The organism is Streptomyces sp. NPDC045470 (genome assembly GCF_040646595.1).
Lineage (GTDB): Bacteria > Actinomycetota > Actinomycetes > Streptomycetales > Streptomycetaceae > Streptomyces.
This window is the reverse complement of the sequence record NZ_JBEZAN010000011.1, coordinates 107,845-134,844: the sequence shown is the minus strand read 5'-3', so window position 1 is coordinate 134,844 and position 27,000 is coordinate 107,845. Positions and strand designations below refer to the sequence as shown.

Below are 27,000 nucleotides of genomic sequence, written 5' to 3'. Positions count from 1 at the left end.
TCAGTTCCTGCCTTGCGAGGTGATGAATTCGGCGGTGGCCCGGATTCTGGAAGCCGTTTGCCGGGGATCGGTGGTTCCCGCGGCGAGGAGCATCAGCTCACCCAGGTAGCTGGCGAACATGACCTGCGCGCCGAGTCGCGCGTGCGCGTCCTGCGTGCCCGCGTTCACCATCGCGGTGGTCAGGTTGCTCTCGGTCAGCGTGCGCAGTGTGCCGAGGGCCGCGTTGGCCGCGTTCTCGGGGCGTCCGCGGGTCAGGGCCCGGAAGTAGGCGCGCGCCAGCTCCTCGTTCTCGGTGAACAGGTCGAGGAAGGGGGTGAAGTAGTGGGACAGGTAGTCGACCGCGGAAGTGGTGGACCCCGCCGTCGGCGGCGCGGGGACACGGGCGGCGATGGCCCGGTCGTAGACCAGGCTCAGCAGCGACTCCTTGTCCCCGACCGCCATGACCGCCCCTACGGAAACCCCCGCCGCGGCGGCGATCTGGCGCACCGTCGTGCCCTGGAAGCCCTGCTCGGTGAAGAGTCGCGCGGCAGCGTCGGTGATGCGGGCAGCGGTACGTCGTTTCTGTTCAGCGCGGGTTGGCTGAACGTGTTCAGCGAACATGTTCAGAATATAGGAGGCGCGGCCACGCCGACGCAATGGTGACGGCCGGTCCGGTGTGAGGCGGCTCCCTGGTGCCTCGGACCCGGCACGCAGGACCATGAACCGCCGGCGCCCGTGGCGGGGCCGCGGCCTGGCGCCTACGGTTCCGGTACCGGGTTACTCGGCCGGTACCTTGATCGCATGTCCTCACGTGGAGCGTTCAGGGCCCGTTCACCCCAGTCGGTCGGCAGGCCGCGGCGAACGGTCGCCGCCGTCGGGCACAGGCGGCGGCGATACGCGCTCCACCGGTCCGGAGTCCGGACTCACCTGTCCGTCTGCCGGGCGACTCGTGAGAAGTGGGCCCAGGCGCTGAGCGTGTCCCGTTGGAAGTTCTCCTCGGAGACCTCGGCCGCGACGTGCTCCCGCAGTTCTTCGCCGAGGTGCTGGGCGCCCGAAGAGCCCGCGTACAGGAACTCGATCGCCTCGGCCAGGCCGTCGCTGCTGGGCGGAAATCGGTGCGCGACCGGAAAGAACCTGTCTGCCTCCACCTTGTCGGTTTCGGGCATCAAGGTGCAGACACCCGAGTGTGCGGCTTCGAGCGGCGTGATGCCCAACGTCTCGTACTGTGAGGAGCAGACGAAGATTCCGTCGGGCCGTGCCAGGCTGAACAGGGCGTGGAGCTGTGTCTTGGAGAGTTTTCCGATTGCCAGGAATTCCGCGCGGCGCTCCCTCGGTACGCGAGCACGCAGCGCCTCGCGCGCGACGGCGTCATCAGGGCTGTCCCCGGCGATCAGAAACCGCAGGGGCCCCCTCGCTTGCGCGCTTGGACGCAGCCGCTGATGAGGAGTTCGACGTTCTTGAAGTAGTCCAGCCGTGCGACGGCGGTGAAGACGAGCAGCTCGGCGTCCTCGACGAACGATCTCAGCCGACCGTCCCGGAGCGGCTCCGGCACCGTGGACGGCGTTGTCGGCGGCCGCACCGCGCGGATCCGTCGTTCGTCGACGCCTCGGCTGACCAGGTATTCCCGTTGCAGTCGTGAGTGCTGGAGCACGAACATGCGCCGCTTCGGCGACAGCGCGGCTCACGGCGGCTGCGTCCATGTCGAAGTGGAAGAGGAGCGTGGCGCAGCGGAAGGCCGACCGGTGTACGAGAGCGACCTGGGGCTCCGTCAGTTCTTCATCCCGTTTGTAGAGGATCACCCCGGCGGAGAGCCCGGCGTTCCGCAGGCAGCGCAGTGCGGAGCGGGCGAACGAGGTGGCTCCGACCTGCGCCGGCTCCAGCTCGCTCTCCGGGAAGTACCTCTCGTCGACTACGAGTATTCCGGCCATTCGCGCATCACATGAGCGTACGTTCATGGACTCCGGGCCTCTGGTTACTGTCGTGACATCCCGTACCGGTAATGCTTACAGACCTCCCGTGGCCGGGAGGACCTACAGGTCGGCGGTCCGCCAGACACCGATCGATTTGTCGGCGAAGCGATGCTCGATCCTTGCTCCGTCTTTCTCCGACTCGTAGACCTCTGTGCAGTTCTCGTCGATGAGGTGCAGGGGAGCGGGGAGCGAGAACGGCGCCCGGCACAGGTTGAGGGAGCGCCAGCCGCCGGTTTCGATGTCGTCGGCGTTACCGGTCCGGCCGGTGAAGGTGGTCGTCGCGAAGTAGGTGGAGCGGCTGAGATGTGCGTCGACAATTCTTGCACAGTGCTCGCGCGTGTCCACCAGGCACGTGTAAGCGGCGGCTAAAGTCGCCGTCGTGTGAACCCGATGATCTCCTTCGGGGCCCGGGAATGTGGCACGGCAAAACTGGTAGAGGCAGGTGGGAAGGGCGGGGCGGGCGTTACTGCCGGGTGCGGCGCCCGTATACCGGGACAGGGTGCCCGAGTCGTACCGACTCAGGTCCATACCAATGCCCCGCGGCCTGCTGGACGTTCCGCACCCGAACCCCACCTCCTGGTCTTCAAAAGCACGCCTTGCGGCCGCCCGGCCGACACCTCGCGTCGCGGCCCCGTACGGTGCGGGCGACGGACCGAAGCCCTGTCAGGGGCGGTCCGGCAGCGGGGGCAGTGAAGGCAGCGAGGGCGGAGATTTCGCCGGGTTCCCGCGCAGCGCAGCCAGGGTGATCCTGATCGCCTCGTCGAGCTGGGGGTCGCGTCCCGCGGCGTGGTCCTGCGGGGTCTGGGGGACCTCGACGTCCGGTTCGACGCCGTAGTTCTCGACGCCCCACTCGTGCCCTTCGAACCAGGAGGCGTACTTGGGCTGCGTGACCAGGGTGCCGTCGACGAGGTGGTAACGCGAGTCGATGCCGATGACGCCGCCCCAGGTGCGGGTGCCGACGACCGGGCCGATGCCGAGCGCCTTGATGACGGCGTTCACGATGTCGCCGTCGGATCCGGAGAATTCGTTGGCGACGGCGACGATCGGACCGCGCGGGGCGTCACGCGGATAGCTGTACGGCTGGGCTCCGCGCGGCAGTGTCCAGCCGATGACGCGGCGGGCCAGTTTCTCGACGACGAGTTGAGAGGTGTGGCCGCCGCTGTTCTCCCGTACGTCCAACACCAGCCCCTCGCGGGCGACTTCGACCCGCAGATCGCGATGGAGCTGGGCCCAGCCCGAGCCGACCATGTCGGGGACGTGGAGGTAGCCGAGCCGGCCGCCGGATGCCTCGTGGACGTGGGCCCGCCGGTCGGCGACCCAGGCGTGGTAGCGCAGCGGCCTTTCGTCGGCGACCGGGATGACGACGGCGTGGCGAAGGCCACCGCCGCCCGCCGGGCGGACCGTCAGTTCGACGGGCTGTCCCGCGGAGCCGACCAGGAGCGGGCCCGGCCCGGTGGTGGGATCGACGGGCCTGCCGCCGACGGCGACGACCGCGTCGCCCGCGCGCACGGCGACACCGGGCGCGGCCAGGGGGGACCGGGCGTCGGGGTCGGAGGTCTCGGAGGGCAGGACGCGGTCGATGCGCCAGGCACCGTCCTCGTGGCGGGAGAGGTCGGCGCCCAGCAACCCCTGCCGGGTGGCTTTGTTGTAACCGCCGGTCGGGGAGACATAGGCGTGCGAGGTGCCTAGTTCGCCCTGGACCTCCCAGAGGAGGTCGATGAGGTCGTCGTGGGTGGCGATGCGCTCCAGCAGCGGGCGGTAGCGGTCCAGGACGGCGGTCCAGTCGTTGCCGCCGAGGTCGGGGCGCCAGAAGTTGTCGCGCATCAACCGGCCCGCCTCGTCGTACATCTGGCGCCATTCGGCGGCCGGGGCGAGGGTGTGCCGGACACGGGCGAGGTCGACGGTGATGTTGGTGTCGCTCTCCTCCTTCGAGGGGCGGCGGTCGGCCGGTACGAGGCGCAGTGTGCCGTCCGAGCGCAGCAGCAGTCGCTTGCCGTCGCCGGTGACCGCGAAGGAGTCGATGTCGGAACCGAGTTCCTCGCGTTTCTGTTTCTCGAAGTCGTACCGCTCCAGGGTGCTCTTCGGATCGGCGGCATCGGGGGTGGCCCGGGCCGCGCCGAGCACCCCGCGCACCGGATGGCGCAGCCAGAGAAGGCCGTCCGTGGCCGCACGGAGCGCGGAATACCGGGCGGCCTCCACGGGGAAGGGAATGATCCGGTCGCTGAGCCCTTCGAGGTCGACAGCGGTGACGGGCGGCGCGCCGTCCCCCTCCGCCGCGTCCTTCTTCTCGGCCTCGACGGCGCGGCCGGCGCGCTGCGGGCCGAAGGGCGACGGAGTGGTCGCGGCCAGGGTGATCAGATGCGGGCGGCACGCGCCGACGAAGGCGAGGTCGAAGACGTGTGCGTCGTAGACCGGGTCGAAGGAACGTTCGGAGAGGAAGGCGAGGTGCTTGCCGTCGAGCGTGAACGCGGGGGAGAAGTCCCGGAAACGTAGCGGCGTCGCGTCACAGACCATCAGGTCGGAGGTGTTGGCGAGCTTGAGATGCCGTAGCGGCACGGGGCCGGGGTGGGACCAGGCCAGCCAGGACGAGTCCGGCGAGAAGACCGGCCCGGTGACCGCGCCGTGCTCGCTGCGGTCGAGCTCCCGTATGTGCCCGGACGCCAGCTCCAGCAGCAGGACGCGCCCGTCATGCGCACAGACAGCGGCATGGCTGCCGTCAGGGGCGACGGTGAGGTCGAGTACCCGGCCCAGTTCCCCGCTGCCCAGGCGGCGCGGCGTCACGCTGTCCGCAATGCCGCCGGCGGGCGCGACCTCCAGGGCATCCTCGCCGTCGGCATCCGACACCCACACCACGTGCTCCTCACCGTCCAGGCGGAAGGTCTGGGGCAGCCGGGCCCGTACGCCGGGCTGTGCGGCGAGCGCGCGGGCCGGGCCGTCGCGGTGGGTGATCCAGTGAATGGTCCCGCGGACGGTGACGGCGCTGCCGCGGCCGGTGTGGTCGGGGGACACCGCGGTGAGGTTGTGCTCGGTGGTGACGGGGCGAGGTGTGAGGTCGGTGCGCTGGCCGCCGAGCCGGATGTCCAGAAGCCTGGGCTCGGCCCCGTCGAGATCCTCCAGCAGCCACAGGTCGCCGGCGGACATGTAGACGACGCGGGTACCGTCGGTCGCGGCGTGGCGGGCGTAGAACCCGCCGAGCGGGGTGTGCCGGCGCAGGTCCGTGCCGTCCGGGCGTGAAGAGTACAGCGCGCCGGTCCCCTCGTGGTCGGAGAGGAAGGCGATGCGCTCCCCGGCCCAGAGGGGGTATTCGAGGTTCCCGGCCAAGTCTTGGTGACAACGTACGAACTCGCCGTCGCCCGCAAGATCGATCCACAGTTTGCCCGCCGTGCCGCCCCGGTAGCGCTTCCACGACGAGGCGTCCCCGCCGAACCCGGCGGAGCGCAGCAGCACTTGACCGACGGGCCCGTGGGCCACGTCCCCGACCGGACCGTAGGGCAGCCTGCGGGCCGGCCCGGCGTCGAGCGGCACGGCATGGGCCCATCTGCGGCACCAAGAGGGCTGCCCGTGCGCGCTGATGGCGACGACGTCGCCGCCCGGTGTCCAGCCGCACACCGTGACCCGGCTGCCCCAGTAGGTGAGTTGGGCGGCCGGCCCGCCCTCGATCGACGCCGCGAGCACCTCGGGCGCGCCGTTGCGGGTCGAGGCCCAGGCGATGTGGGTTCCCTCAGGGGATATCCGCGGACGGGTGACAGGACGATTGTCGGCACTCAGCCGCCAGGCCCGGCCGCCGTCGAGCGGTGCGATCCAGACATCGTCCTCCGCCGTGCACGTGACCAGGTCACCGTGCAGGTGCGGGTACCGGAGATAGGCGGCAGTCATCGGGCACCTCCGGCCGGTGACGTACGGGGTGACCAGGCGAAGACGAGGCGGACGTACCGCTTCACAGGGGCACAGGCCCTCCCCGGTTCGCTGTCGTCGTAGCCGTGGAACGTGAGCGGGACCACGAGGGGCCCTCCTTCGACGAGAGATCCGTTCCCTGCCGGCGGTACGTCGCGGACTCCGCCGGCGGCAAGGAGCGCATCAACGGTCTGGCCTGGGGTGAGGCCCGGGGAGCGGTGCGCGCCGTCACCGGGGGTGACGTGTCCGCGCATCCGTGAACGGGCCGGTCCACCTCCTGTTCTGGACGACTCCGATACCTGCGTTGCGGGACATACGTGCCGGAGCGGTAGCCAACGGTGCCTGGTCCGGCTCCCCGGTCATTCTGGCGTCGCCGGGGGGACCAGACTGGCGCATCGGCCTCTTTGCCCGCGAGGGAACGGTTGCGGACGCCCGGCCCGTCCGGCCGGTGCCGGCGCGACGCCTCCATGGGCAGGGCGACGCGGTGTCGGTTCCGGAAGCTGTCCGAGGGCTGGGACTACAAACTTCAGCACGCGGAGCTGAAGCCGGCACCGAACGGTGCGGTCAGTTGCCCGCTGGGGTTCGAGAAGACCCTGGAAGCTGCTGACCATTTTCGGGACGCCGGGCGTGTTGCCGTTGCCGAACGAGAAGAAAGGAGCGAAGCCGCTTCCGCAAGACGTGTGCTGCTGATGACCTGCATCACCGGCACGGTTGAGCAGCCCGCGCTCAGGGTCGAGATGCCGCTGGGCCCCCGGAAGAAGCAACTGACAGCCGGCGTCACGGGTGGTGTGGTGCTGGACGAGTCCTTGCTCGGCTTCTCCGGCATGGACGGCCTCGGCCCCCCGTGCTTCGAGGTCCCAGCACGCAGGGTACGTCCGCCACACCCGTCACCCTCACCAGGACCACCCACCCCAGGTCGGCCCCTGCCCCACAGCACGACCAGCGGTACGGAACCTCCTTCGGCCTCCTGGCCGACCGGAAGATCCCCCTCACCGCCGGCAATGCACGGGAAAGGGCGCCGAAGCCGAGGAACAGAGCGAGAACGCCTGGTTCAAGGCCGGACCCGGAAAACCGCAGCCCCTGGTCGCGATCTTCACCGACCTGCCGCCGAAGACGACCGGTTCGTTGCCGTGGCCAGCGACAGGAACGGCACGCACCGCATGCCCCTTGCGTCAGTTCCCCTCACCAGCAGTCCGTGAGAGCGGTGTTTGAGCGCGGGCGGCCCTGCTGGAGCCCTGCGGCCGGCCGGTGACGCGTTTGAAGGCGCGGCTGAAGGCGGCCTGGGAGGTGTAGCCGAGGCGTTGCGCCACGGACTGGACCGACAACGTGTTCTGGACCAGCCACTGGCCGGCGAGCAGCATTCGTAGCTCCGTGGCGTACCGGAGCGGCGGCGGACCGTTGCGTCGGCGACTGTGGCGCGCACCGGCGACGGCCTGGGGGGCGCGCGTCTGCCGCGAAGTGAAGCTGGGACGCGCATGCTGCGGGCAGCATGCGCCGACCTGGCGCGTCGCGTGGAAACCTCAGACAGCCCCGCCTGATGGAGGAGTGTGGAGTTTGACGAACGAGAGGAGAAGGGCGGCGGTCCGCAGCGGTTCCTCCAGGATGGGCGAGTGTCCGCAGCCGGGCAGCAACTCGACTTCTGCGCCGGGGACGACGCGGTAGTCGATCGCGGACGAAGGCCGCCACCTGCGGTCCTGGTCGCCGAATATCACTTGTAGCGGTTTGCCGAGGGCGGTCAGCCGATCCGGGAGCGGCCGCTCGGTCAGGTAGGCGGTGGATGCCTGCATTGCTGCGGCGAGCGCACGGTAGGACATGCCGCGCAGTTCGTCGATGAGTACTTGTGGCACGTGGTAACCAGAGTGGAAAACGGTGCTGGCGAACTGGCGGACCTGATCGTCGGTCGGTGGCCACTGTGCAGGGTCGAACGCGGTGGACCCCGGTGCGATGAAGGCGTCCATGCTGGGGCCCGTGCTGATGAGTACGAGCGCGGTCACCAGGTCAGGGCGTTGCTCGGCGAGCGTGGTGGCGGCGTAGCCTCCGCTGGAGTGGCCGACGACGGTGGCGCGCCGGACGCCCAGCCGGTCCAGTGCCGTACCGATCCTGCGCCCCTGCTCGGGTACCGCGTACTCGCCGTCGGTCGGTTCGGCCGAGCGGCCGTGGCCCGGCAGATCGATCCGGATGACGCGGTGGAGCGGGGTCAGCAGCGGAACCAGCGCGTCCCATGAGCGGATCGAAGCGGCTGTTCCATGGATGAGGAGGAGTGCCGGGGCGTCGCGGGGGCCGTCCTGGTGGACGTGGAGATCGCCGTGCTCCAGGCTGAGGAACAATTCCTCGTCGGCATGGGCGCGAACGTCGCCGGTGGCACGAACGTCGCCGTTTTCGTGAAGGTGGTCGGGAGGAGTCATGAGACCACTGTCGGCGCCGGTGCGTACCGGCGGATTGGACAAATGTTCCGTCCATGCCCGCGTAGCATCGGGAGATGGGGTGCACCACGAGTGAACGTGATGATCCCGCTGTATGGGACGTCGCACGTCCGCAGCGGCCCAGCCGGGTGGCCGGCGTCGACATGGCCGGATTCCGGGTCCCCGGCGTGCCGGTCGAAGGCCTGCGGGTGATTCCGCATCCGGCGGTGATGCTCATCCTGGAGTTCGGGACGAGCCCTTCCACCGTGGAGGACGGCGCCGGGCAGCGGCATCGGGGAAGCTTCGTCGCCGGGCCGGGGGCCGGCTCAGGGGGCGGGCTTCGGGCGTGGGGCGGAGATGCCGAGTGCGTGCAGGTGCGTCTGTCCCCGGTGGTCGCCGGCGCGGTGCTGGGCGCCGGTCCGGCTGAACTGGCAGGTTCGCTGGTGCCTCTCGACGACCTGTGGGGCGGGGAGGCATCACGGATCCGCGAACAACTGGCCGCGATCCCCACGTGGGAGGCCCGATTCGCGTTCACGGACGCCCTGCTCGCACGCCGACTGGCGGCGTGGTCGCCGGCGGACCCGGAGGTGGCCCGGGCCTGGCGGCGGATCGTGGGCAGCCAGGGCCTCGTCCGGGTCGACCGCCTGGCGGCCGAACTCGGCTGGAGCCGCAAGCGCCTATGGACACGGTTCCGCTCGCAGATCGGCATGCCGCCGAAGAGCGCCGCGAAGCTGATCCGCTTCGACCACGCCGCGCACCGCCTGGTCGCGGGCGAAGGCGCAGCCCGAGTGGCGGCGGACGGCGGCTACTGTGACCAGTCGCATCTGCATCGGGACGTCCTGGAGTTCACCGGCACCACCCCGGCCGCCGTGCTGAACGAGCCCTTCCTGACGGTGGACGACCGCGCCTGGCCGACCGCGGGGCAGCCGCTCAGAACCTGAGCCTTCAGGGATTCCGGCTAGAGCGTGTCGTGAGGCGGGTTCCCTGGTGGGTGGTCAATGGTCTCGCCCGGCTGACCGGACAGGTGCACGCCTCAACCAGTACGGTTGCTGACGTTTTCGCGAGCTGGGGAGGGGAAAGAGCATTGACTGCCCGTAGGGAAGTTGAGGAATTGGTCAACGAGGGAATGCCGTCGGAGGACGCCTCGCAGGAGGAGATTGAAAAGGCGGAGCGCCTCCTTGAGAGCATCATCCCTCCAGTCACCGACGAAGAGGCGCAGATGCTGGCAACGGCGTTCGGGCCCGATGGGTGCTACGGACTGGCGTCAGGCTTGATGCACACGATCGAAACAGCCCCAGGGGCGAGGACGGCACGCTATCTGCAGGATGCTGACAACTGGTGGGTGCAGCGCCTGAATGCCCGGGTGGCGGCCGGGCGGGAGATCCTGGAGACGAACTGACGTAATCGTTCCCTGCGCGTCAATGTCGGGAGTCTGCCGGAGTGGCCCGGAACGGGAGTGTGCTGGGCGGGACTTTCGGGCGCAGCACAGTATGGAAGTGTGCGGATGACCAAACCTGTGGGTACCAGCCGTCGGCGGGGCAGGGCGAGCCTGCTTGTCCAATACGTTGCGCAGTGGGTGTATCTGCCTCTCTGGGCCGCGACGTCGCTGGCGCTGTGCGCGGTGGTCGCGCTGGCTTCAGCGGGGCTGAATCCGCCCAAGAGCTGGTTCAATCCGGTTCGCGGGTTGTTGAGCTGGTCCCGGCTGAAGGCTGAGTGGTCGCGTGACCCTGAAGTCTGGCGTTCGTACGCGGATGACAGGTTGCGGGGACGCCTGCGGAAGGCGGAGAACAACCAGGCGCTCTACGTCGGCCACCCCTCGGAAGGGAAGCAGCGGGAGGTGTCGGTCGTTCTTCCCGTGCGGTTCTTCCGCGGAGTGGGTGCGGAGCACGCCGTCGGGGTGGCGCAGTCTCTGGGGTGGTCGGCCGAAGTGCTGCCGTCGGATCGGGGGGAGTGGCATCCGGGTGCCGTGCGGGCCTTTCGCGATGTGGAACCTGGGGCGGCGGCGGGCAAGGCATAGAGCGGCGTGCTGCTTGGTTGGGCGGCGATAATCCGCCCGTAGCCCGTAGCCCGTAGCCCGTAGCCCGTAGCCCGTGCGCCCGCCGGCGGCGCCGCTCCTTCACCTCGTAGCCATCGACAGCCGCTGACCGACGGGTCGGACCCGTCCGGGCCGGTCCGAGCCAGTCCGGGTCGGTCCGGTTCGGTCCGGTTCGGTCCGAGCCGAACCGGCTCCCGGCGATACAGCTGACCGCGGGCACGTGACGAGGCTCACGGGCCGAACGTACCTCACGGGCCGTACCCGCCTCACAGCTCAAGGGTGATCTTCGTCAACCACGGCACCCCTCCCGACGCGAAAACCCCCACCATCAAGGCACCGGCCCCTTTGGGACGACTCTCCCGAATTTGACCGCATCGCCTCGTGGATAGCAGCCTTCTCTGTTGACCCGCGCACCGAGCGGTCCTGCGTCTCGTGAGCGCGTGCGTCCTTGCGGTGTGTCATGCCCCGGGTGCGAATGACCCCGCCAGCAAGGAACCTCATGCCGACTCCCCACGCCCGAACCGCCACCAGCGCGGCCGTCCCCACCCGGACGGAGCCGACCACGGACGGTGACGACGCGTGCCATACGACGGCCGCGCCGCCATCCAGAGAGCCTAGGCGCACCGACATACCGGTGCTCGCTGTCAGTGGCGGGCTGCTCATCGCGTTCGTCCTGGCCGCGTTGATCGCGCCCACGGCCACGGGCGACGCCGTCAACGCAGTCTTCACCTTCGTCGCGCGCTGGTTCGGCCCGCTGTGGCAGGTGCTGCTGCTGGCGACGTTCGGTGTCGCGCTGTGGCTGGGCTTCTCCCGGTACGGGAAGGTGCGGCTGGGCGGCGCCGGGGCGCGCCCGGAGTACGGCAGGTTCCAGTGGGTCGCGATGATCATGTCGACGTTGCTCGCGGGCGGCGGGGTCTTCTTCGCGGCGGGCGAGCCGGTACAGCACTACGTCGAGACACCTCCCTTCTACGAAGGTGTCGAGAGCGGTACCCAGCAGGCGGCCGACGCGGCGCTCTCCCAGAGCTTCGCGCACTGGGGCTTCCTCGCCTGGGCCGTCCTGGGGACTCTCGCCTCGATCGTGATGATCCGGGGCCAGGAGCGCGGCATGCCGCTGCGCCCGAGGACCCTGCTGTACCCGTTGCTCGGTGAGCGCATCCGGCATTCCCGGCTGGGCGCCGCCGTCGACATCGTCTGCGTCATCGCCGTGGTGGCCGGAACCGTCGGGCCGATCGGGTTCCTCGGGCTTCAGGTCTCCTACGGCCTCTCCGAGGTGTTCGGCATCTCCGGTGGGTACCCCGTACAGCTCGGCGTCATCGTCCTGCTGACCGTCGTCGCCGTACTGTCCGTCGCCAGTGGCATCGACCGCGGCATCCAGTTCTTCAGCAGGGCCAACATCTGGCTCGCCGTCGCCCTGATGGCCGTCTTCGTCGTACTCGGTTCCCTCGGTTTCGTGCTCGACTCCTTCCTCGGCGGGCTCGGCCAGTACGCGAAGGACTTCGTGCCGCTGGCCCTCAACCGGGGCGATCACGCGTGGCTCGGTTCCTGGACGGTCTTCTTCTTCGGTTGGTTCCTGGGCTACGGACCTTTGATGTCGATCTTCGTGGCACGTATCTCCAAGGGCCGTACTGTGCGCGACCTCGTCGTCTCCACCGCGATCATTCCGCCGCTGGCCACCATGTTCTGGTTCACCGTCTTCGGCGGCACCGGCATCTTCCTCGAACAGCAGAACCCCGGGACCATCTCCGGCCCACTCAAGGCCGTCGGTATGGACGCCGCGGTCATCTCCATGGCCGAGCAGCTTCCGATGGGTGCCGTCGTCGCGGTGGCGCTGCTCCTGCTGACCATCACCTTCGTGGTGACCACCACCGACTCGATGTCGTACAGCATCGCTGCCGCCGGGACGAAGACCGGCGAACCCACCCGTGCGGTACGTGCCTTCTGGGCTCTGCTCATGGGGGCCGCGGCGGCCGTGCTGATCCTTGTCGGGGACGGCGGTATCACCGCGCTGCAGTCCTTCATCGTCGTGACGGCCGTGCCCGTCGGCTTCATCATGCTTCCGACTCTCTGGACCGCTCCGCGGGTGGCCAAGGAGATGGCTGTGGAACAGGGCCTCGTACCGAGGGAGCCGTCGGTCACCGCCCCGGAGCCTCAGTCACCGGTGGTCCCGAAGCCCCAGCCATCGGCGGCCCCGGAGCCCCAGGCGTCGGCGGCGCGAGGGCCGCTGGAATCGCAGAGCTGAGCCAGCGGGTAAGGCTTCCGTCGGCCGGTGCGGGGCCGATCAGCCCCGTCGGCCGCGTGGTCTCGGCTTTCTGAGAGAAGCGCTGCTCCGGGCCTTTGATCGACCACTAGGTCGCGGAACTCGCCAAGGCCCTGACCGGACCGCGTGCGGCCAAGGCCGATCCGCTGACCGAGGCACGGGACGGGCTGAGATGCCGCAGAGGCGTACGCGGCGGCGGGCCTGGACCGGACGAGCGCGGAGCGCCGCGCCGTCCAGGACTTCGGACCGGCGTCGTGTCGCGCGTCTGACCAAGCTGTTCGCCTTTTTGTGGTCTGTGCCGTCTTCTAGCGCTGAGATGCCTTCGGTACCCGGCAACCCGGCATGATCGGCGCCTTGGTCTTCAACGCCCTTGAGAGCGTGCTTCTAGGGCCTTATCGCCCTCGGTGTCCTGCGCCTGCGCGAACGCTCCCGGGGGCGAACCGCGGGGGCCGGCGCTCAGCGTCGTGCCCCGGCGGACGTGCTGCGTTCGACTCGTACGGACCGTGATTCAAACAAGAATTCCTAGGTGTGTTGTTCGGACTGCTCCGGCCGAGGCAGACCTGAGAGGCGCGTCCCAGGCGACGGAGCTCGATTCCGGTGGGGACGGAATGCGCAAGAATGCATAAGAGCCCCTGTGTATGGGGAAACTGCTGATGGCGTTAGCGATTTCGAAGGTACGGAGAGCGCGTCCGAGCCGTGTTCCAGTTGGCGGCGACGCGACCGTGACCGACCGGATCGCCACGCATTTCTCCCCCGTAATCGACGCTTCTCTCTCGGCGGCGCCCGCTGAATCGACGAGCGGTGTTGTGCCGAAGCCGTACGGTCGCCCCTCAGTGGACGACGTAGTTGACGCCCCTTCGCTCAGGCGGCGGTGCCGACAGGGCAGTACTCCGCGCCCGCCGCACGGCCGAGCAGGACGGGACAGGCGACGAGTCGAGCACCGCCAGGTGAAAAGAACAGGAACCAGTATGACCAAGAAGAAGACCGGGGCCAAGGACAAGCCGCTCACGGAACAGGCCGACGAAAGCGTCGGTATCGGCGTCGGCCGTCCGTCCGGGACGGCCGAAGCGGGCGGTGTGCCGGCCGCGGCTCCCCAGGCGCCCGCGATCTTGGCCCGCAAGAAACTCCTCAAAGCCATCGCCGGCGAGGCCACTGCCATCAGCAAGGCCAAACGCAGGGGACGATCCTGCAAGGCCCTGAAGGACCTCGCCCGCGCATACGCCCTCGTCGCCGCCGAGGAGACTCGCGGCGGCCCCGCCGCTTCCGCCGACAAGGGCAACGGAGGCAGGGGAATGATCCCGGCGATGCGCACCGTTTTCCTGGCCAAGGGGATGGGTGCCAGGAAAGGCAAGCGCGACGCAGGCTGACGGACTTCGGTCGGTCTTCGGACGGTCTTCGGTGGGTGTACCGAGGGTGTACCGCATTCGGGAGCCGTGGCTACCGGCATGAGGGGCAGCCTTCACACCCTTGGGCTGGCGCCGTGGTTGCTGCCCGTTGCTGGTGCCGTCGCTGCCTGCCCCGGTCGGGCGAGGAGGGCGATGCCGAGAACGCGGCTGGTGGGAAAGTAGCCCACCTGTCGGGAGTCGAGGCTGGAACGGTGGTTGTCACCGAGGAGCACGAGGTGGCCGGAGGGTACGAGGCCCGGTCGCAGCAGGGGGAACCCGGCGGCGTCCTGGGGCGTGAGGATGTCTCCCGGCGCCGCGCGCACACGTTTGATCATCCACTGCCGGCCGGACACCGCGGCGGCTCCCGCCCACGGCGGCAGCGGCGGCCGCGACCACAGGCGACCGGGTCCGGGCCGTTCCAGGACGATCACGTGGCCCGCGGCCGGGGCGCGGCCGCGCAGCGCCACGACCCGGTCACCGTCGTGGTAGGCGGGCTCCATGCTCGTACCGCGTACCGTCACCGACACCAGCGCGCGGCGCAGCAGGACGGCCGTGGAGGCCGCGCCGAGTACGAAGAGGAGTCCGGCGGTCATCGGTCTCCTGTCGGTGTGGAGGGGAGGGGCTCGACGCCGGTGCCGGTGTCGGCTTCGGTGCGTAGCGGGCGTAGCGGAGCAGGTGGGTCCTGAGGTTCGTCGCGGTAGCCGGCTGCCTGGAGAGCGAACAAGCGGGCGTACGCGCCGTCGGAAGCCAGCAGGGCGGCGTGGTTGCCTTGTTCCACGATCTGCCCATCGGACAGGACGACGATGAGGTCGGCGTCTCGTACCGCGCCCAGGCGGTGGGAGATGAGCAGGCTCGTCCGGCCCTGGCGGTGCCGGCGTAGAGAGACGTGGATCTCGTGCTCCGCCGCGGCGTCGAGGCCCGCCGAGGGCTCGTCGAGGATCATCAGTTCGCAGCGGTCGCGGAGAAAGGCGCGTGCCAGAGCGAGGCGCTGCCGCTGGCCGCCGGAGAATTCGACGCCGGAGTCCGGAGCGGCTGGGCTCGTGTCCCGTTGCGAAGGCGCTTGCGGAAGCGTTTCTGAATCCGGCCCAGAGTCATGCCCTGGCTCTGAATCCGGTCCCGGCCCCGGCCCTGGTCCCGAGTCCGACGTCATGAAGAAGGTCCGCGACAACAACGTGTCGTACCCCCGTGGCAGCTTGCTGATCGCGGCGTGGATTCCCGCCCGTACGGCGGCCGCTCGCAGGCGTGGTGTGTCGTGGAGCGCCGTGAGGTCGCCGAGGGCGATGTTCTCGGCTGCCGTCATGTCGTAGTGCATGTAGTCCTGGAACACCGCCCCGATCCGCTGCCGCAGTTCCGCCGCGTCGGTCTCGCGGATGTCCACTCCGTCCCACAGGATCGCGCCGCGCGTCGGGTCGTAGAACCGGCACAGCAACTTCACCAGCGTGGACTTGCCGGCGCCGTTGAGGCCCACCAGTGCCAGCGCCTTCCCGTGCGGAATGTGCAGGGTGACGCCCTGGAGCACCCAGGGGTGGCCGGGGGAGTAGCGGAACCATACGTCCTGCAGGGTGATGCCGCGGCGCAGTACCGGCAGAGGGCGCGGTTCGGCGGCGACGGGCAGGTCGGGGCGGGCGGTGGTGACGGCGAGGTAGTGGTCGAAGAGTTCCAGTGCCTGGTGGGAGCGGGCCAGCTCGCCCGCGATCGTCGCCAGCGCGCCCTGCGTACCGCCGACCGCCGCCACGAAAACCGTGACGTCACCGACCGACAGTGCCCCGCGCTGGGCCGCGATGACCGCCCACACCAGCCCTGCACCGGACACGGCCGCGGCCAGCGTCGCCAGTCCGGCCTGGACGGTGATGTCGCGGCGGTCCATCGCCCGCTTGGCCGCGTTGGCGGTACGCCGCTCGGTCAGCATCCGTGCGCGCAGGAACCCGCCGCTGCCGAAGAGCCGTATCTCCTTCGCCGCTGCCACGCTGGACAGCAGGTCGTTGTAGAAGAATTCGCGCCGTTCGACCGGCCCGACCTCCCAGATCATGCGCGCCCGCCGCCGCGACAGCGAGAACTCGGCGGCCAGTACCAGAAGGCCCGAGAGCAGGAGCAGTACGGCCATGACCGGGCCCAACAGGAAGAGCGAGCCGAGAAAGCCGGTCAAGGTGAGGGCCGAGCGCACCACACTCAGCACCCCGGCCACGACGTCGTTCGGATTCATGCCGACGGATGGCTGGGCGAGCCGCAGGCGGTCGAGGAAGCGCGGGTCCTCGAAGCGGCCCAGCCCGATGAAGGAGCCGGTGGCGGTGAACAGCCGTTCCTGCGTCAACAGGCCGACCTTGCGGTCCAGTTCACCTCGCAAGTACTGGACGAACTGGGGAAGCATCGCCGTAGCGACGCCGACTGCGGCCAGCCCCGACGCGAGGCCGAGCAGCGTGCTCAGTGGTCCGCGCTGGACGAGGTTGTCGACGACGAGTTTCATCAGCCATGCCGTGGCCACCGGCGCCGCGCCCGTGACGAGCGTCAGCAGTGCGTGAGCCGCGAAGGCACCGGGGGCGGCCCGCGCGGCGAGCGAGGTGGCGCCGGTGATCCGGTGCGCCAGGCTGGTTGTCCGCAGTTCCGGTTCCCTTTCTGCTCCACGCTGCGGAGGACCGGCAGCGCACGTGAGGCGTCGCGGGACGGCGGCCAGTCGGCCGGGCGGTCGGACGGCCGAACTCGGCCTGTCGGCTGTCGCGCGGCGGCGCCGGAGAGGTGGCTCGGATCTCGGACAGCTCGAACGGCTCGGATCGGAGGAAGTGTGCGCATGAGGACTGGCACGCGTCCGGTGGCTGCCGAGTGGGGCATGCTGCCCGTGGGCTTCCAGGGGATGCTTGGGGCAGTACCGTAAGTCATGCGACGGTTGCCGTGAGGAGGTACGTACGGGTATGGCCGATACTTGCCACCCTCCTCACGCGCACGCCCCTACACACACGCACAGGGCCTGCGGCGAGACGCGCCGATCTCGTCAGGACCACGATCACTGATCCACAGGGGAATGGCTCGTCTAGCGTGTGGCGAGCCGCTCCAGCAGCGCGGCGCTGCGTGACAGCAACGCCCGTTCCTCGTCTGTGAGTTCAGCCTCGATGGCCTGCGCGAGCCAGCCTGCCCTGCGGCCGCGTTCCGCTTCGAGCGCGGCCCGGCCCTCGTCCGACAGCTCGACCAGTGACTTGCGGCCGTCCGTGGGGTGCGCCCGGCGCGTGATCAGGTTCTGTTCCATGAGCAGCCCGACCGCCCGGGCCATCGACTGGGGGCGTACGCGCTGATCGGCGGCGAGGTCGCTGGTGGTCATGGCGCCCTCGCGGTCGAGAGTGCCGAGCACGGCGATCTGCCCGAGGGGGATGCGGTCCTCGTGCTTGACGCGTCGGGTGAGCTTGCTCATCGCGGTACGCAGTTCGGCGGCGACAGCGGCGGCTTCCGGGGTGGGCATAGGGCACTTTACCTCGTTGACCAGCAAAGCCGCGCACCTGACCTGCACGGAAGCGCTACGCGGCACCACTCTACAGCAATGCTGCACAGCAAAACTGCACAGCCAAGCTGCGCAGGCGAACTGAGCAGCATTGCTGTATGGTTTTTCCTCGTCGGGCTCAGCGCCAACGTTGCCGCAGCCGGGGCCACGGCACACGACAACGGGAAGGACCTCCCATGTCCGCGTACGCAGCCGGACGCGTCAACGCCGCCATCGAGACCGTCACCGCGCGCCGCATCATCGACAGCCGGGGCAACCCCACGGTCGAGGTCGACGTCGTCCTGACGGACGGGTCCCTGGGGCGCGCGGCTGTCCCCTCCGGCGCCTCCACCGGCGCCCGGGAGGCCGTGGAACTGCGCGACGGAGACTCCGCGCGCTGGCACGGCAAGGGTGTCGACCGCGCGGTGGCCCACGTCAACGGGGAGATCGCGGCATCCGTACGCGGCCGGGACGCGGCGGACCAGGCGGGTCTCGACGCCGCGCTGGTCGCCCTCGACGGCACCACCACGAAGTCCCGGCTCGGGGCCAACGCGATACTCGGCGTCTCCCTCGCCGCCGCCAAGGCCGCCGCGGCGGCGCACCGCCAGCCCCTCTACCGCTACCTCGGCGGCGCCGGTGCCCGCCTCCTGCCGCTGCCGATGATGAACATCGTCAACGGCGGTGCCCATGCCGACAATCCGCTGGACTTCCAGGAGTTCATGATCGCGCCGGTGGGCGCGGACACCTTCGCCGAAGCCGTCCGCATGGGCAGCGAGATCTTCCACACCCTGCGCCGCGACCTCTTGGCCGCCGGACACTCCACGGGCGTCGGCGACGAGGGCGGCTTCGCGCCCGCACTGCGCACTGCCGAGGAGGCGCTCGACTTCGTGATGACCGCCATCGAGCGCACCGGCTACCGGCCCGGCACGGACATCGGCCTGGTCATGGACCCGGCGTCGTCGGAGTTCTTCCGCGACGGGGTGTACGACTACGCGGGCGAAGGGGTGCGCCGTACCCCCTCCGAACAGGCCGACTACCTGGCCAGGCTCATCGACACCTACCCGGTCGTCTCCATCGAGGACCCGATGGCGGAGAACGACCTGGACGGCTGGCGCGAGCTGACCGCCCGCGTCGGCGACCGCTGCCAGCTCACCGGCGACGACGTGTTCTGCACCAACGAGACGCTGCTGCGCGAAGGTATCCGCACCGGTGCCGGCAACTCGATCCTGGTCAAGGTCAACCAGATCGGAACCCTGACCGAGGCGCTGTCCGCGGTGGCCACGGCCCACCAGGCGGGCTGGACGGCCGTCATGTCGCACCGCTCGGGCGAGACCGAGGACACCACCATCGCGGACCTGGCGGTGGCGACCGGCTGCGGTCAGATCAAGACCGGCTCGCTCTCCCGCTCCGACCGCACGGCGAAGTACAACCAACTGATCCGCATCGAGGAGGAGCTGGGCGAATCGGCGCGCTTCGCGGGCCGCTCGGCGCTGCGTCGGGCGTGAGCGGCAGGCAGAGGTAGAGACGGCGTGGACCCCCGATCACTGGAACTCAAGCACGACCGGGGCCCACGCACGTGCTGGGGGAGGTGCCTTCCCGGGCTGGGTACCTCATGTCTGTCTTCTTGCGCTTCTTGCGTGCGAGCCGGTGGGGATGCCTGGCGGGGCTGCGAGTCCGCGGTTTCGCAGCAGGGCAGCCCTGGCCGTGGTGCTCGGGAAATCCCGCGCGAACCGCCTCCTCGGAGCTGCCCTCGGGGCTGCCCCCGGGGCTGCCCTTCCGTCCCTTCCCGCCGGGCGCTGGGCGTGGCACCGTGCCCGGCGGAGGCGGCGAGTCGTACGGAATGAGGAAGCCATGCACGCACACGAGCCGGAGCGGTCGTCGGCGGAGAGCCGGCGGCGGACCCCGGTCAGGCCCCCACAGAGCGCCGGACCGCTGTCCGGCAGGCCGGCCGCCGCCGGTTCCGGGACCGCGGCGCTGCTGGCGTTGCAGCGTGCCGCAGGCAACGCCGCCGTACTCCGAGCAATGGAGCAGGAGCGACACACGCACGGCCCCGGGTGCGGCCACCAGCCCGAACGTCAGGACGCGGTGCAGCAGGACACGGTGCAGCGGTCGGCCGTCCACGAGGTGCTGCGGGGGGCCGGCAGCCCGCTGGAGGGCCCGCTGCGGCAGGAGATGGAGGCGAGGCTGGGCGCCGACTTCTCCGATGTACGGGTGCACCGGGACGCGGCGGCGCGGCGTTCGGCCGGGGAGATCGGGGCCCGCGCGTACACCTCGGGCAACCATGTCGTCCTCGGTGAGGGCGGCGGCGACAGGCACACCCTGGCGCACGAACTGACGCATGTGATCCAACAGCGGCAGGGCCCGGTGGCGGGCACCGACAACGGCACGGGGCTGCGGGTGTCGGACCCCGGCGACCGCTTCGAGCGCGAGGCCGAGGAGAACGCTGCCCGGGTGATGGTGCAGGCCCCGCCGGTGGTCGAGGCGGCACCCGGACCGCAGGCGACGACCGAGGCCGAGGCGCCACAGGTGCAGCGGGCGGCGGACGACAAGGATCACACGGGCCACAAGGAGTACGACGGGCCGCGCTACCGGCAGGTGAAGCCGAGCGAGGAGGGCACCAGGTCGGCGAACCTGCGGATGCAGGACCGGCTGGCACGGGAGGCGCACGCACCGAACGCCCGGAAGACGCCGCACGTGGCGGTCGCGCATGTCCCCGGCGAGGGACTGCGGTACTCCTCCAACTCGGGACAGAAGAAGCTGTCCGAGGCGAAACAGAACGACGGACTCGCTTCGGTGGACGCCGCCATGGACCCGGCCGCGCCGCTGTCGGACGACCCACGCCGCCGCAAGGACCAGATCAAGCTGCGCGCGGCGCGCTCCGGGGACTACGAAGCGGCGCACCGGGACGACACGGACCTTCCGGGCACCACGGAGGCGCTGCGGTCGTCGCGGGGCACCTGGAACGGCGGCCCCGTGCACGACAAGAAGGAAGCTTCCGTACACGGTGAGATGACGCTGCTCGGCGAGCAGATCACGTACTGGCGGAAGAACCCGTGGCCGCTGGGCGAGGGCCAGATCAAGGACGTGTCGATGGGCGGCGTCAAGAAGGCGTGCGGCGCCTGCGAGATGGCGTTCGACGCGGCCAATGCCACGTTCGGTGCGGAGTACGGCTACCGCGTGGTGGCGTCCGGCTCGCACCGCGAGATGTTCCGCTGGCGGGCGCCCGACTGGCTGACCGGCCCCGCCCTCCAGCAGGTGGCGGCCGCAGCGGCGCCCCGGGGCTACGAGTTCCGCGGCCGGGTCCTGGAGCAGACGGAGGAAGGCGCGGAGCAGGAGCGGACGTCCGGAACGTCCCGCCTGTCGAGCGCCGAGCACCGCCCGGAGGACTCGGAGTCGGAGTGGGAGGAGGCGTAGCGGGGCGTGGGGCGCCGCCCGGGGCAGGGGCCGGCCGTAGCGGGGCGCGTGCGGGGCCTACAGGATCTTCTGGCCCGCTTCCAGGCGCTGTAGGGCGGTGCGGGCGGCGCTGACGAAGTTCCGGAAGATGTCCGTCTGCTCCTTCTGGCGACCGGTGGCGGAGTTGTCCTGGAACATCGACGCGCGCAGCGAGGTGGTGATCTCCAGCTGGGCGCCCTTGCCGAGCATCGTACGGTTGACGATGTTGTCCGGGTCGGTGCCCGAGAGGGCGGGGATGCCGGTGGCGTCCTGGGCGCGGATGCCCACCGCCTTGAACTCGGCGATCAGGTACGACCGCAGCGTGGCGTGGAGACCGCCGACGAGGACGGCCGGTGTGCCGGCCGGAAGCCCGGCCTGTTCGGGCTTGCAGCCGTGCAGGCTCAGGGCGTTCAGGCTCCCGGCGCACAGCGAGCGGGCGACGTGGTCGTCGCAGTTGGTGGAGGTGACGTGGAGCTTGCCGTTGTCCTTCTTGAGGATGCCTTCGAACATCCAGTAGTCGTAGACCGGGCCTTGGGCCGGGGTGGGTGCGAGGTCCTTGGGGCGGTACCCGGCGATGGCGAGGCACAGCTCGGAGGTGCCGGTCTCGATGCCGCCGCCGTGCGGGGCGAGGATCACCGACCTGGCGAAGTCGTGGCGCCGGCCGCGGTCGTCGTCGAGCATCGCGTGGCGGCGGTAGCGACGGGCGTAGTCCGTGCCCTCTACGACGGAGGGGTCCGCGTACAGGGCGGTGTTGGTCAGCCAGTGGTCCTTGCTCGCGGCGGCCGGCGCGGCGTAGGCGTTCTGCGTGGTGAGCCCGGTGAGAAAGGGCGTCGCGGCGGTGGCCGTCGCGGCGGCCAGGAGGGTGCGTCTGTTGAGGGTGGGCATAGCGGGTATGACGGGCATGATGGGTCCTTCCCCGTTGAACTGCATTAGGTAGGGATAAGGAGTCCTTGCAGAAAGATCTTGGTATGGCACGGTGGAGGGGTAGGTGATCGCGCTCGTTGGGGGTGAGGATGGCTCGCGCGAAGCCGTGGGAGATCAGCGACGAGTTGTGGGCGGTGATCGAGCCGCTGTTGCCAAAACATCCGCGCCGTTTCCGGTATCCGGGTCGTAAGCGGATCGATGACCGCAAGACACTGCAGGGGATTTTGTTCGTCCTCTATACGGGTGTCCAGTGGGAGTTTTTGCCCCAGGAGTTGGGCTTCGGCTCTGGTCCGACCTGCTGGCGGCGCCTGGCCGAATGGCAGGCAGCCGGCGTCTGGGAGAAGCTCCAGCAGGTTCTGCTGGACCGGTTGCGGGCGGCGGACCGGCTGGACTTCTCCCGCGCCACCATCGATGCCTCGCATGTGCAGGCCAAGCGGGGGCGAAGCCGCCCAAAAGTCGGGCGGAGCCCAGTTGACCGGGGGCGGCCGGGCTCCAAGCACCACATCCTGACCGACGCGAACGGCACGCTGCTGCGGGTGTCGTTGACCGGCGGACATCGCCACGACGTCACGCAGCTCTTGCCGCTGGTGGATGCAGTACCGCACGTCAGAGGCCGGCGTGGGCGCCCCCGGCACAGGACCCGGGCTGTATACGCCGATCGTGGCTACGACTTCGACATCTACCGCCGACGCCTGCGTGAGCGGAACATCACCCCGCAGATCGCACGCCGTGGGCACGGCCACGGATCCGGACTCGGCCGCATCCGCTGGGTCGCCGAATCAGCCATCGCCCACCTCCACGGACCACGCCGCCTGCGCATCCGATGGGAAACACGCGACGACATACACGACGCCTTCCTCCAGCTCACCGCCTGCATGAACCTCGCCCGCAGAGCATTCTGAAAGGACTCCTAAGTCATACAGGGTTGTGGGGGCGTGCTGTGGCCCGGGGTTCCGATGAGCTGCCGCGGCTCATGGCCTCGGGCCCTCGGTTCGGCAACCGAGCCCATCGCGATGCCCATCGCGATGTCAGAGGGCCTTCCCGAACGTCCTCCACCCGGAGCCGCCGTCGTCGGCCGCAGCTCCCGAAAAGTGACTGCGACCAGCGGCGCCTCCGAGACGGTGTCAGCGGTGGCCCAGCACATTCACCACTCGGCCGTTGGGATCGCGGACGAAGAACCGCCGAACACCCCACTCCTCGTCCTGCAGGGGATGCACGATCTCCGCACCGCGCTCCCGCATCAGTGCGTAGGCCGCGTCCACGTCATCGACCTCGACGCTCATGTCCGGGGTGACGGGCGCGGTCTGGTCCTCGGCCATGAAGCTGACCTGGGCGGTGGGATCGGTGGGGGAGGCGAGGGTCATGATCCAGCCGTGATTCATGACCTCCTCGAACCCGAGCAGGCCGTAGAAGTCCCGGCATTCCTGCACAGCTACTGACTGGACGTTGGGTACGACACGGCGAACGGCCATCGAAAGACTCCCAGTGGCAACAGTTGGCTTCCTGCAACTCCCAAGGAGTACTACGGCCGAACCACCTGCGCGCACATTTTCGCGACAGGCCGTACTGGTCACCGGCATTCAGTTGTGGGTGAAGGTGCGCTGGCCGGGGGCAACGGGCAGCCCCATGGCGCTGCGACGCGGCAGGCTGATGGCGTCGGTGCCGGACGGCGTGAAGCCGTGGACGGTGCCGGAGCAGACCTCGGAGGTTGAGCCGACACCCGCGGCGTCCAGGGCCTGGACGAGTTCGCCGAGGGCCGGCAGCGCCGTACGTCCCCTCGATCCGACAACGGGTCAGCACCGCCCCGTACGGCGCTCCGGGCCCCACCAGCCCACACATGGGCCAGTTCCTCCACCAGACGCGCCAGGTGTCCCGCCGAGATGCCTGTGAGCAACGGATGCGCCAGGACCGCCCGATCGGCCATGCCCCTCACGATCAGAGCATGCCCGCCCGCTGTCTCGCACCGACTTGTTACGTGGGCTGTCCTCCCACGCCATCCTCCCGTCCTTTCACGATGAGGTCCGTTGTCCGTGGTCCAAACCGGTTGTGCGTGGCGCGCCTTTCTCACTGCCCGAGCATCAGCTGCGAAGCGGACCGAAGCCTGGCGTGCCGCTCAGTGGGCTCGCGAACGTCTGGTGGGGCGATGTGCCTTGAACGCTGCTGGGGCGCGACGCCCCGCGGGAGCGCGTCTCCGAGCCGGACGCGCAGCAGGAAGGCTGCCCAACTGCGGTAGGGCTTCCACCGATCGGCAACCTTGGACAGTTGGGTGATGTCGGCGGCTGATACTGCGGAGAGCCCGTATGCGGCGGCGATGGCTTGGTGGACCCGAGGTTCGTGGCGGGGGAAGACATCGGGGTGGCCGGCTCCCCGGATGAGGATGAGCTCGGCGGAGAAGGGGCCGATGCCTGGCAGAGCGCGTAGTTCGGCGAGGGCGTGGTCGGCAGGCAGGCCGCGCAAACGGGTGGCGTCGAGTTGCCCGTCGAGGGCTGCATCGGCCAGCGCGTGCAGCCGCTGGACCTTGAGGCTGGTCAGGCCGGGAACGTGGGGATGGCGCGCAGGACGGTGGGCGTGGGGAAGGCATGCAGAATTTGGCCTGCGACATGGATGCGCTGGCCGTATTCACGGGCGATGCGGGCCTTGACGGCGGCTGCCTGGGACTTGCGGATCCGGTTCCCGATGACGGCCCAGGCGGCGGCTTCGTAAGGCGAGTGGAAGCACACCGGGCGCAGCCCCGGGTAGTCCGCCATGAGCCCGGCCATCACGGGATCCTTGCCAAGAGCCGGGAATCCGGAGCCGTCGACATCGAGGGAGAGGATACGGGCGAGTTGGGCACGCCCGGCCGTGTCGATCGCAGGCCCGGCGGCGGCCGGCTTCTCCGGGGCCGGAGCGCCGGATTGGACAGTGAGTTCGGCCTGCACTGCGCCCGGCACGCCGTCTGCTCCCCTCTCCCGTCGGACGGTGGCCGCGAGCACCGATGTCGCGTCGTCGGCGGGGAAGGCCAGGCGGAGGATGCCGTCCGGTGCGTGGTTGTAGCTCGCGGGCGTGAAGCTCATCAGGAACCGCACGCTGGAGGCGAGCGAGAAGGGGCCGGTGGGGATGAGGGAGACGGTCAGCCTCCGTGTGCGGTGAGTGAGTAGCCCTCGGGGCCCTCGGTGGGGGACTTCGGCATGGCGTCACTCGTTCCTTTGATGTCAGGCATCTGACATGGGTCACGCTAGGTGTGCGTCAACGTCATGTCAAAGTCCTGACACGGGGTGGGGTGTCCACGGCTGAACCATGCCGCGCAAGTGGGAATGCAGCATTCGCCGCCCCCACCTGACCGCGCGTTCCCCGTGGGCCTCTGAATGGGCCTCCGGCTGCGGTGTGTACCAGGTGCCGGATCTTGAGGCAGGAGCGGCGTGAACGTACTCGCGGAATTCCTACGTACGCTCCTTGCGTCGCACCATCTCGGTGATCCAGACGGGCGCGAACGGGGACGTGCAGCCGGGCGAAGTCGGGTAGTCCTTGAGAACCTGCAGGCGCTCGCCGATGTCGATGGCGCGGGAGCGGTGCTCGGCGTGCTCGATTCCGATCTGGGCCAGGCATTGGTTCATCGCCCACTGCAGGCGAGCGGGGGCGTCCTTCATCTTCGCCTCGATGGTGTTGAGCAGTTCCGTGAGGTCGAGGTCCTCGGGCTTCTTCGCCACGCGTTCGGAGGTCAGCGCCCAGCCGGCACTCGCGACCACGGGATCAGGGTCGGTGGACCAGGCCAGGCGCAGCTCTTCTGCATACGGATTCCTCTTCACCACATAGTTCACGAGCCAGTCGTGCACCTTGGGTGTGCGCGCTGAGCGCAACATGACGTCCAACTCGTCACGGCCGAACGCCTTCGGTCGGCAGATCAGGGTGGCCAGCAGCTTTGCTGCGGTGTCACCCGTCTCCCAGAGCCGGCAGGCCAGTTCCTGCTGCGTCTTGAGCCGCTTCGCGAGTGCGCGAAGTTTACCGAGGTTCACACCGTGATCGTCACCGTACTTCTCGTTCACGGCGCGCGTTCTGGGGTCTTCAAGCGCGGCCAGCTCGGCCATCACCTCAGCCAACACCGTATCGGCCACTTTCGGCCTCCTGTCCTCACGCACGGAATCTCAGCCTACGACGGTGGCGGATCCGTGCTGTGCGGCTGTTCGAGTATTTCAGTGACGCGCCGTGGTGTGTTGTGCGTTGTGTCGGTCCGTTTTCGTGGCTGATGGTGGCAGCCGAGATGATTTCTGGTCACTCTTTATGCGTACGGCCGCCGAGTGTCTCCTGTGCGGTGGCGCTGGCGGAATCGCCCCGAATTGTGTGGACGCTCAGGCGGTGGGCCGCAGGTGTTTCTGCGCCCATTCCTCGAAGCTGGTGAGCGGGATGCCGAGGTCCCTCGCGTACTGCGGGCGGGCCGGCTGGCCGGCCACGTTCAGCCACTCGTGGCTGGCGCCCATCGCGGGCATCCCGGCGGCGATGGCTTCGTCCTCGGTCATTTCTGGCGCGGACAGGTGCGTCCCCAGAGCGCGGGAGATGACCTCGGCGATCTCCGTCATCGACAGGTGGTCGCTCGCCAACTCCAGTTCGACCCCGTCGAACCGCTCCGGCGCGGTGATGGCCGCGGCGGCGGCCCTGCCGATGTCGTCCACTGCGGCCAGGGACAGCCTCGTCCCGGGGTTCAGGACGCTCACCAGGCCGCCCTCTATGCCTCGCGGAAACAGAAACGCCATGGACGGGAGGAAGTTCTCCATGAAAAATCCCGGCTTGAGAAGCGTCCAATGGCGGAAGCCTGCCGTACGGACCCGGTCCTGGATCGCGCTCTTGGCGCCCAGGGTGGGTTCCATCGAAGCCCAGCGGCCTTCGGACCAGCCGGGAGTCCTGGTGTGCCGACCGGCGCCGCTGACAGATGTGTGCACGAACTGTGGCACTCCGGCGGCTTTCGCGCCCTCGATGAGGTTGACGCCCTGAGCCACCTCACCTTCGAAATCGAAGCCTTCCGAGGTGATGCCGGGCATCTGCACGGAGAAAACGGCGCGAGCGCCCTCTGCGGCCCGGATCACGGAGTCGCGGTCGTGAAGGTCGCCGGTGACCAGTTCGACGCCGGTTGCTTCGACGGCCTTGGCCCGGTCGGCGGTTGGGTCGCGCACCAGGGCGCGGACGGGAACGCCTTCCGCGAGCAGTGCGCGGGCGGTGGCCCCGCCCTGCCTGCCGGTGGCGCCGGTGACCAGGACGGGTGCGGAATGTGGAGACATGGCACTT

Annotated in this window: 23 protein-coding genes and 3 pseudogenes; 10 read left to right on the top strand and 16 right to left on the bottom strand. The window is 69.5% G+C overall.

Annotated elements, in window-relative coordinates; all coding sequences use genetic code 11:
• From AB0A97_RS27150 to AB0A97_RS27140, 3 genes are all read right to left on the bottom strand, one after another.
• A complete protein-coding gene (locus AB0A97_RS27150; RefSeq protein ID WP_361154789.1) occupies nt 1-600 on the bottom strand; it encodes a TetR/AcrR family transcriptional regulator in 600 nt (199 codons plus the stop codon).
• A gap of 302 nt (nt 601-902) precedes the next feature.
• A complete protein-coding gene (locus tag AB0A97_RS27145; protein ID WP_361154788.1) occupies nt 903-1,145 on the bottom strand; it encodes a hypothetical protein in 243 nt (80 codons plus the stop codon).
• A 224-nt stretch (nt 1,146-1,369) separates the two neighbouring features.
• Nucleotides 1,370-1,636: a hypothetical protein gene (locus AB0A97_RS27140; protein ID WP_361154787.1), complete on the bottom strand. Its 267-nt coding sequence runs from the start codon at nt 1,634-1,636 to the stop codon at nt 1,370-1,372.
• Between AB0A97_RS27140 and AB0A97_RS27135 the strand changes: the two genes are divergently transcribed.
• Entirely contained in the window at nt 1,635-1,922 is a 288-nt protein-coding gene (locus AB0A97_RS27135; RefSeq protein ID WP_361154785.1) for a hypothetical protein, read from the top strand. The genes AB0A97_RS27140 and AB0A97_RS27135 overlap by 2 nt on opposite strands.
• A gap of 87 nt (nt 1,923-2,009) precedes the next feature.
• Here the strand turns inward: AB0A97_RS27135 and AB0A97_RS27130 are convergent, their stop codons facing one another.
• The gene (locus AB0A97_RS27130; RefSeq protein ID WP_361154784.1) at nt 2,010-2,294 is read right to left on the bottom strand and encodes a hypothetical protein; all 285 of its coding nucleotides are present in this window, start codon (nt 2,292-2,294) and stop codon (nt 2,010-2,012) included.
• Nucleotides 2,295-2,612: 318 nt separating this feature from the next.
• The gene (locus AB0A97_RS27125) at nt 2,613-5,825 is read right to left on the bottom strand and encodes a PDZ domain-containing protein (RefSeq protein ID WP_361154783.1); all 3,213 of its coding nucleotides are present in this window, start codon (nt 5,823-5,825) and stop codon (nt 2,613-2,615) included.
• A gap of 104 nt (nt 5,826-5,929) precedes the next feature.
• On the opposite strand from AB0A97_RS27125, the gene AB0A97_RS27120 reads away from it, so the two are divergent.
• Entirely contained in the window at nt 5,930-6,103 is a 174-nt protein-coding gene (locus tag AB0A97_RS27120) for a hypothetical protein (protein ID WP_361154782.1), read from the top strand.
• A gap of 912 nt (nt 6,104-7,015) precedes the next feature.
• Here the strand turns inward: AB0A97_RS27120 and AB0A97_RS27115 are convergent.
• Together AB0A97_RS27115 and AB0A97_RS27110 are read right to left on the bottom strand one after the other, a co-directional pair.
• Nucleotides 7,016-7,249, bottom strand: a pseudogene (locus AB0A97_RS27115) (helix-turn-helix domain-containing protein); the annotation flags it as partial.
• A gap of 114 nt (nt 7,250-7,363) precedes the next feature.
• A complete protein-coding gene (locus AB0A97_RS27110) occupies nt 7,364-8,248 on the bottom strand; it encodes an alpha/beta fold hydrolase (protein WP_361154781.1) in 885 nt (294 codons plus the stop codon).
• A 74-nt stretch (nt 8,249-8,322) separates the two neighbouring features.
• Between AB0A97_RS27110 and AB0A97_RS27105 the strand changes: the two genes are divergently transcribed.
• From AB0A97_RS27105 to AB0A97_RS27085, 5 genes are all read left to right on the top strand, one after another.
• Nucleotides 8,323-9,186 (top strand): helix-turn-helix domain-containing protein, encoded by an 864-nt coding sequence (locus AB0A97_RS27105; protein ID WP_361154780.1) that lies wholly within the window; start codon nt 8,323-8,325, stop codon nt 9,184-9,186.
• A 170-nt stretch (nt 9,187-9,356) separates the two neighbouring features.
• Entirely contained in the window at nt 9,357-9,644 is a 288-nt protein-coding gene (locus AB0A97_RS27100) for a hypothetical protein (protein WP_361154778.1), read from the top strand.
• Between the two features lie 177 nt (nt 9,645-9,821).
• Nucleotides 9,822-10,262, top strand: coding sequence for a hypothetical protein (locus AB0A97_RS27095; protein WP_361154776.1), 441 nt, complete (start codon nt 9,822-9,824; stop codon nt 10,260-10,262).
• A 652-nt stretch (nt 10,263-10,914) separates the two neighbouring features.
• The gene (locus AB0A97_RS27090; RefSeq protein WP_361154774.1) at nt 10,915-12,519 is read left to right on the top strand and encodes a BCCT family transporter; all 1,605 of its coding nucleotides are present in this window, start codon (nt 10,915-10,917) and stop codon (nt 12,517-12,519) included.
• Between the two features lie 986 nt (nt 12,520-13,505).
• Complete coding sequence (locus tag AB0A97_RS27085; protein ID WP_361154773.1) at nt 13,506-13,904, top strand: hypothetical protein; 399 nt, start codon at nt 13,506-13,508, stop codon at nt 13,902-13,904.
• A 92-nt stretch (nt 13,905-13,996) separates the two neighbouring features.
• On the opposite strand, the gene AB0A97_RS27080 is transcribed toward AB0A97_RS27085, so the two are convergent.
• From AB0A97_RS27080 to AB0A97_RS27070, 3 genes are all read right to left on the bottom strand, one after another.
• Nucleotides 13,997-14,515 (bottom strand): S26 family signal peptidase, encoded by a 519-nt coding sequence (locus AB0A97_RS27080; RefSeq protein ID WP_361154772.1) that lies wholly within the window; start codon nt 14,513-14,515, stop codon nt 13,997-13,999.
• The gene (locus AB0A97_RS27075) at nt 14,512-16,386 is read right to left on the bottom strand and encodes an ABC transporter ATP-binding protein (RefSeq protein ID WP_361154771.1); all 1,875 of its coding nucleotides are present in this window, start codon (nt 16,384-16,386) and stop codon (nt 14,512-14,514) included. The genes AB0A97_RS27080 and AB0A97_RS27075 overlap by 4 nt, the downstream gene beginning before the upstream one ends.
• 561 nt (nt 16,387-16,947) lie before the next feature.
• Nucleotides 16,948-17,370, bottom strand: coding sequence for a MarR family transcriptional regulator (locus AB0A97_RS27070; protein ID WP_361154770.1), 423 nt, complete (start codon nt 17,368-17,370; stop codon nt 16,948-16,950).
• 215 nt (nt 17,371-17,585) lie between these two features.
• Here AB0A97_RS27070 and eno point away from each other — a divergent pair, with 215 nt between their 5' ends.
• Together eno and AB0A97_RS27060 are read left to right on the top strand one after the other, a co-directional pair.
• A complete protein-coding gene (gene eno / locus AB0A97_RS27065) occupies nt 17,586-18,893 on the top strand; it encodes a phosphopyruvate hydratase (protein ID WP_361154768.1) in 1,308 nt (435 codons plus the stop codon).
• Nucleotides 18,894-19,239: 346 nt separating this feature from the next.
• The gene (locus AB0A97_RS27060; protein WP_361154766.1) at nt 19,240-20,802 is read left to right on the top strand and encodes a DUF4157 domain-containing protein; all 1,563 of its coding nucleotides are present in this window, start codon (nt 19,240-19,242) and stop codon (nt 20,800-20,802) included.
• Between the two features lie 57 nt (nt 20,803-20,859).
• On the opposite strand, the gene AB0A97_RS27055 is transcribed toward AB0A97_RS27060, so the two are convergent.
• Nucleotides 20,860-21,723: a poly-gamma-glutamate hydrolase family protein gene (locus AB0A97_RS27055; protein ID WP_361154765.1), complete on the bottom strand. Its 864-nt coding sequence runs from the start codon at nt 21,721-21,723 to the stop codon at nt 20,860-20,862.
• Nucleotides 21,724-21,833: 110 nt separating this feature from the next.
• Between AB0A97_RS27055 and AB0A97_RS27050 the strand changes: the two genes are divergently transcribed.
• Complete coding sequence (locus tag AB0A97_RS27050; protein ID WP_361154763.1) at nt 21,834-22,646, top strand: IS5 family transposase; 813 nt, start codon at nt 21,834-21,836, stop codon at nt 22,644-22,646.
• A 222-nt stretch (nt 22,647-22,868) separates the two neighbouring features.
• Here AB0A97_RS27050 and AB0A97_RS27045 read toward each other — a convergent pair whose 3' ends face one another.
• The 5 genes and pseudogenes from AB0A97_RS27045 to AB0A97_RS27025 form a co-directional block, all read right to left on the bottom strand.
• Nucleotides 22,869-23,216, bottom strand: coding sequence for a VOC family protein (locus tag AB0A97_RS27045; RefSeq protein WP_361154762.1), 348 nt, complete (start codon nt 23,214-23,216; stop codon nt 22,869-22,871).
• A gap of 180 nt (nt 23,217-23,396) precedes the next feature.
• Nucleotides 23,397-23,501 (bottom strand): annotated as a pseudogene (locus tag AB0A97_RS27040) (dienelactone hydrolase family protein); the annotation flags it as partial.
• A 418-nt stretch (nt 23,502-23,919) separates the two neighbouring features.
• A pseudogene (locus tag AB0A97_RS27035) lies at nt 23,920-24,857 on the bottom strand (DNA-3-methyladenine glycosylase 2 family protein); the annotation flags it as partial.
• Nucleotides 24,858-25,163: 306 nt separating this feature from the next.
• Nucleotides 25,164-25,808, bottom strand: coding sequence for a DNA alkylation repair protein (locus AB0A97_RS27030; protein WP_361154960.1), 645 nt, complete (start codon nt 25,806-25,808; stop codon nt 25,164-25,166).
• Nucleotides 25,809-26,069: 261 nt separating this feature from the next.
• The gene (locus AB0A97_RS27025) at nt 26,070-26,993 is read right to left on the bottom strand and encodes an NmrA family NAD(P)-binding protein (RefSeq protein ID WP_361154760.1); all 924 of its coding nucleotides are present in this window, start codon (nt 26,991-26,993) and stop codon (nt 26,070-26,072) included.
• Nucleotides 26,994-27,000 lie beyond the last annotated feature (7 nt).

What these genes read in the sequence shown, in the direction of transcription:
- AB0A97_RS27025 (WP_361154760.1), bottom strand. Translation starts at nt 26,993, where the DNA reads ATGTCTCCACATTCCGCACCCGTCCTGGTCACCGGCGCCACCGGCAGG.
- AB0A97_RS27140 (WP_361154787.1), bottom strand. Translation starts at nt 1,636, where the DNA reads ATGTTCGTGCTCCAGCACTCACGACTGCAACGGGAATACCTGGTCAGC.
- AB0A97_RS27135 (WP_361154785.1), top strand. Translation starts at nt 1,635, where the DNA reads ATGCGCCGCTTCGGCGACAGCGCGGCTCACGGCGGCTGCGTCCATGTC.
- AB0A97_RS27075 (WP_361154771.1), bottom strand. Translation starts at nt 16,386, where the DNA reads ATGAAACTCGTCGTCGACAACCTCGTCCAGCGCGGACCACTGAGCACG.
- AB0A97_RS27080 (WP_361154772.1), bottom strand. Translation starts at nt 14,515, where the DNA reads ATGACCGCCGGACTCCTCTTCGTACTCGGCGCGGCCTCCACGGCCGTC.
- AB0A97_RS27085 (WP_361154773.1), top strand. Translation starts at nt 13,506, where the DNA reads ATGACCAAGAAGAAGACCGGGGCCAAGGACAAGCCGCTCACGGAACAG.
- AB0A97_RS27125 (WP_361154783.1), bottom strand. Translation starts at nt 5,825, where the DNA reads ATGACTGCCGCCTATCTCCGGTACCCGCACCTGCACGGTGACCTGGTC.
- AB0A97_RS27070 (WP_361154770.1), bottom strand. Translation starts at nt 17,370, where the DNA reads ATGCCCACCCCGGAAGCCGCCGCTGTCGCCGCCGAACTGCGTACCGCG.
- AB0A97_RS27060 (WP_361154766.1), top strand. Translation starts at nt 19,240, where the DNA reads ATGCACGCACACGAGCCGGAGCGGTCGTCGGCGGAGAGCCGGCGGCGG.
- AB0A97_RS27150 (WP_361154789.1), bottom strand. Translation starts at nt 600, where the DNA reads ATGTTCGCTGAACACGTTCAGCCAACCCGCGCTGAACAGAAACGACGT.
- AB0A97_RS27110 (WP_361154781.1), bottom strand. Translation starts at nt 8,248, where the DNA reads ATGACTCCTCCCGACCACCTTCACGAAAACGGCGACGTTCGTGCCACC.
- AB0A97_RS27055 (WP_361154765.1), bottom strand. Translation starts at nt 21,723, where the DNA reads ATGCCCGTCATACCCGCTATGCCCACCCTCAACAGACGCACCCTCCTG.
- AB0A97_RS27145 (WP_361154788.1), bottom strand. Translation starts at nt 1,145, where the DNA reads ATGCCCGAAACCGACAAGGTGGAGGCAGACAGGTTCTTTCCGGTCGCG.
- AB0A97_RS27050 (WP_361154763.1), top strand. Translation starts at nt 21,834, where the DNA reads ATGGCTCGCGCGAAGCCGTGGGAGATCAGCGACGAGTTGTGGGCGGTG.
- AB0A97_RS27030 (WP_361154960.1), bottom strand. Translation starts at nt 25,808, where the DNA reads ATGGCCGAGCTGGCCGCGCTTGAAGACCCCAGAACGCGCGCCGTGAAC.
- AB0A97_RS27105 (WP_361154780.1), top strand. Translation starts at nt 8,323, where the DNA reads ATGGGGTGCACCACGAGTGAACGTGATGATCCCGCTGTATGGGACGTC.
- AB0A97_RS27045 (WP_361154762.1), bottom strand. Translation starts at nt 23,216, where the DNA reads ATGGCCGTTCGCCGTGTCGTACCCAACGTCCAGTCAGTAGCTGTGCAG.
- eno (WP_361154768.1), top strand. Translation starts at nt 17,586, where the DNA reads ATGTCCGCGTACGCAGCCGGACGCGTCAACGCCGCCATCGAGACCGTC.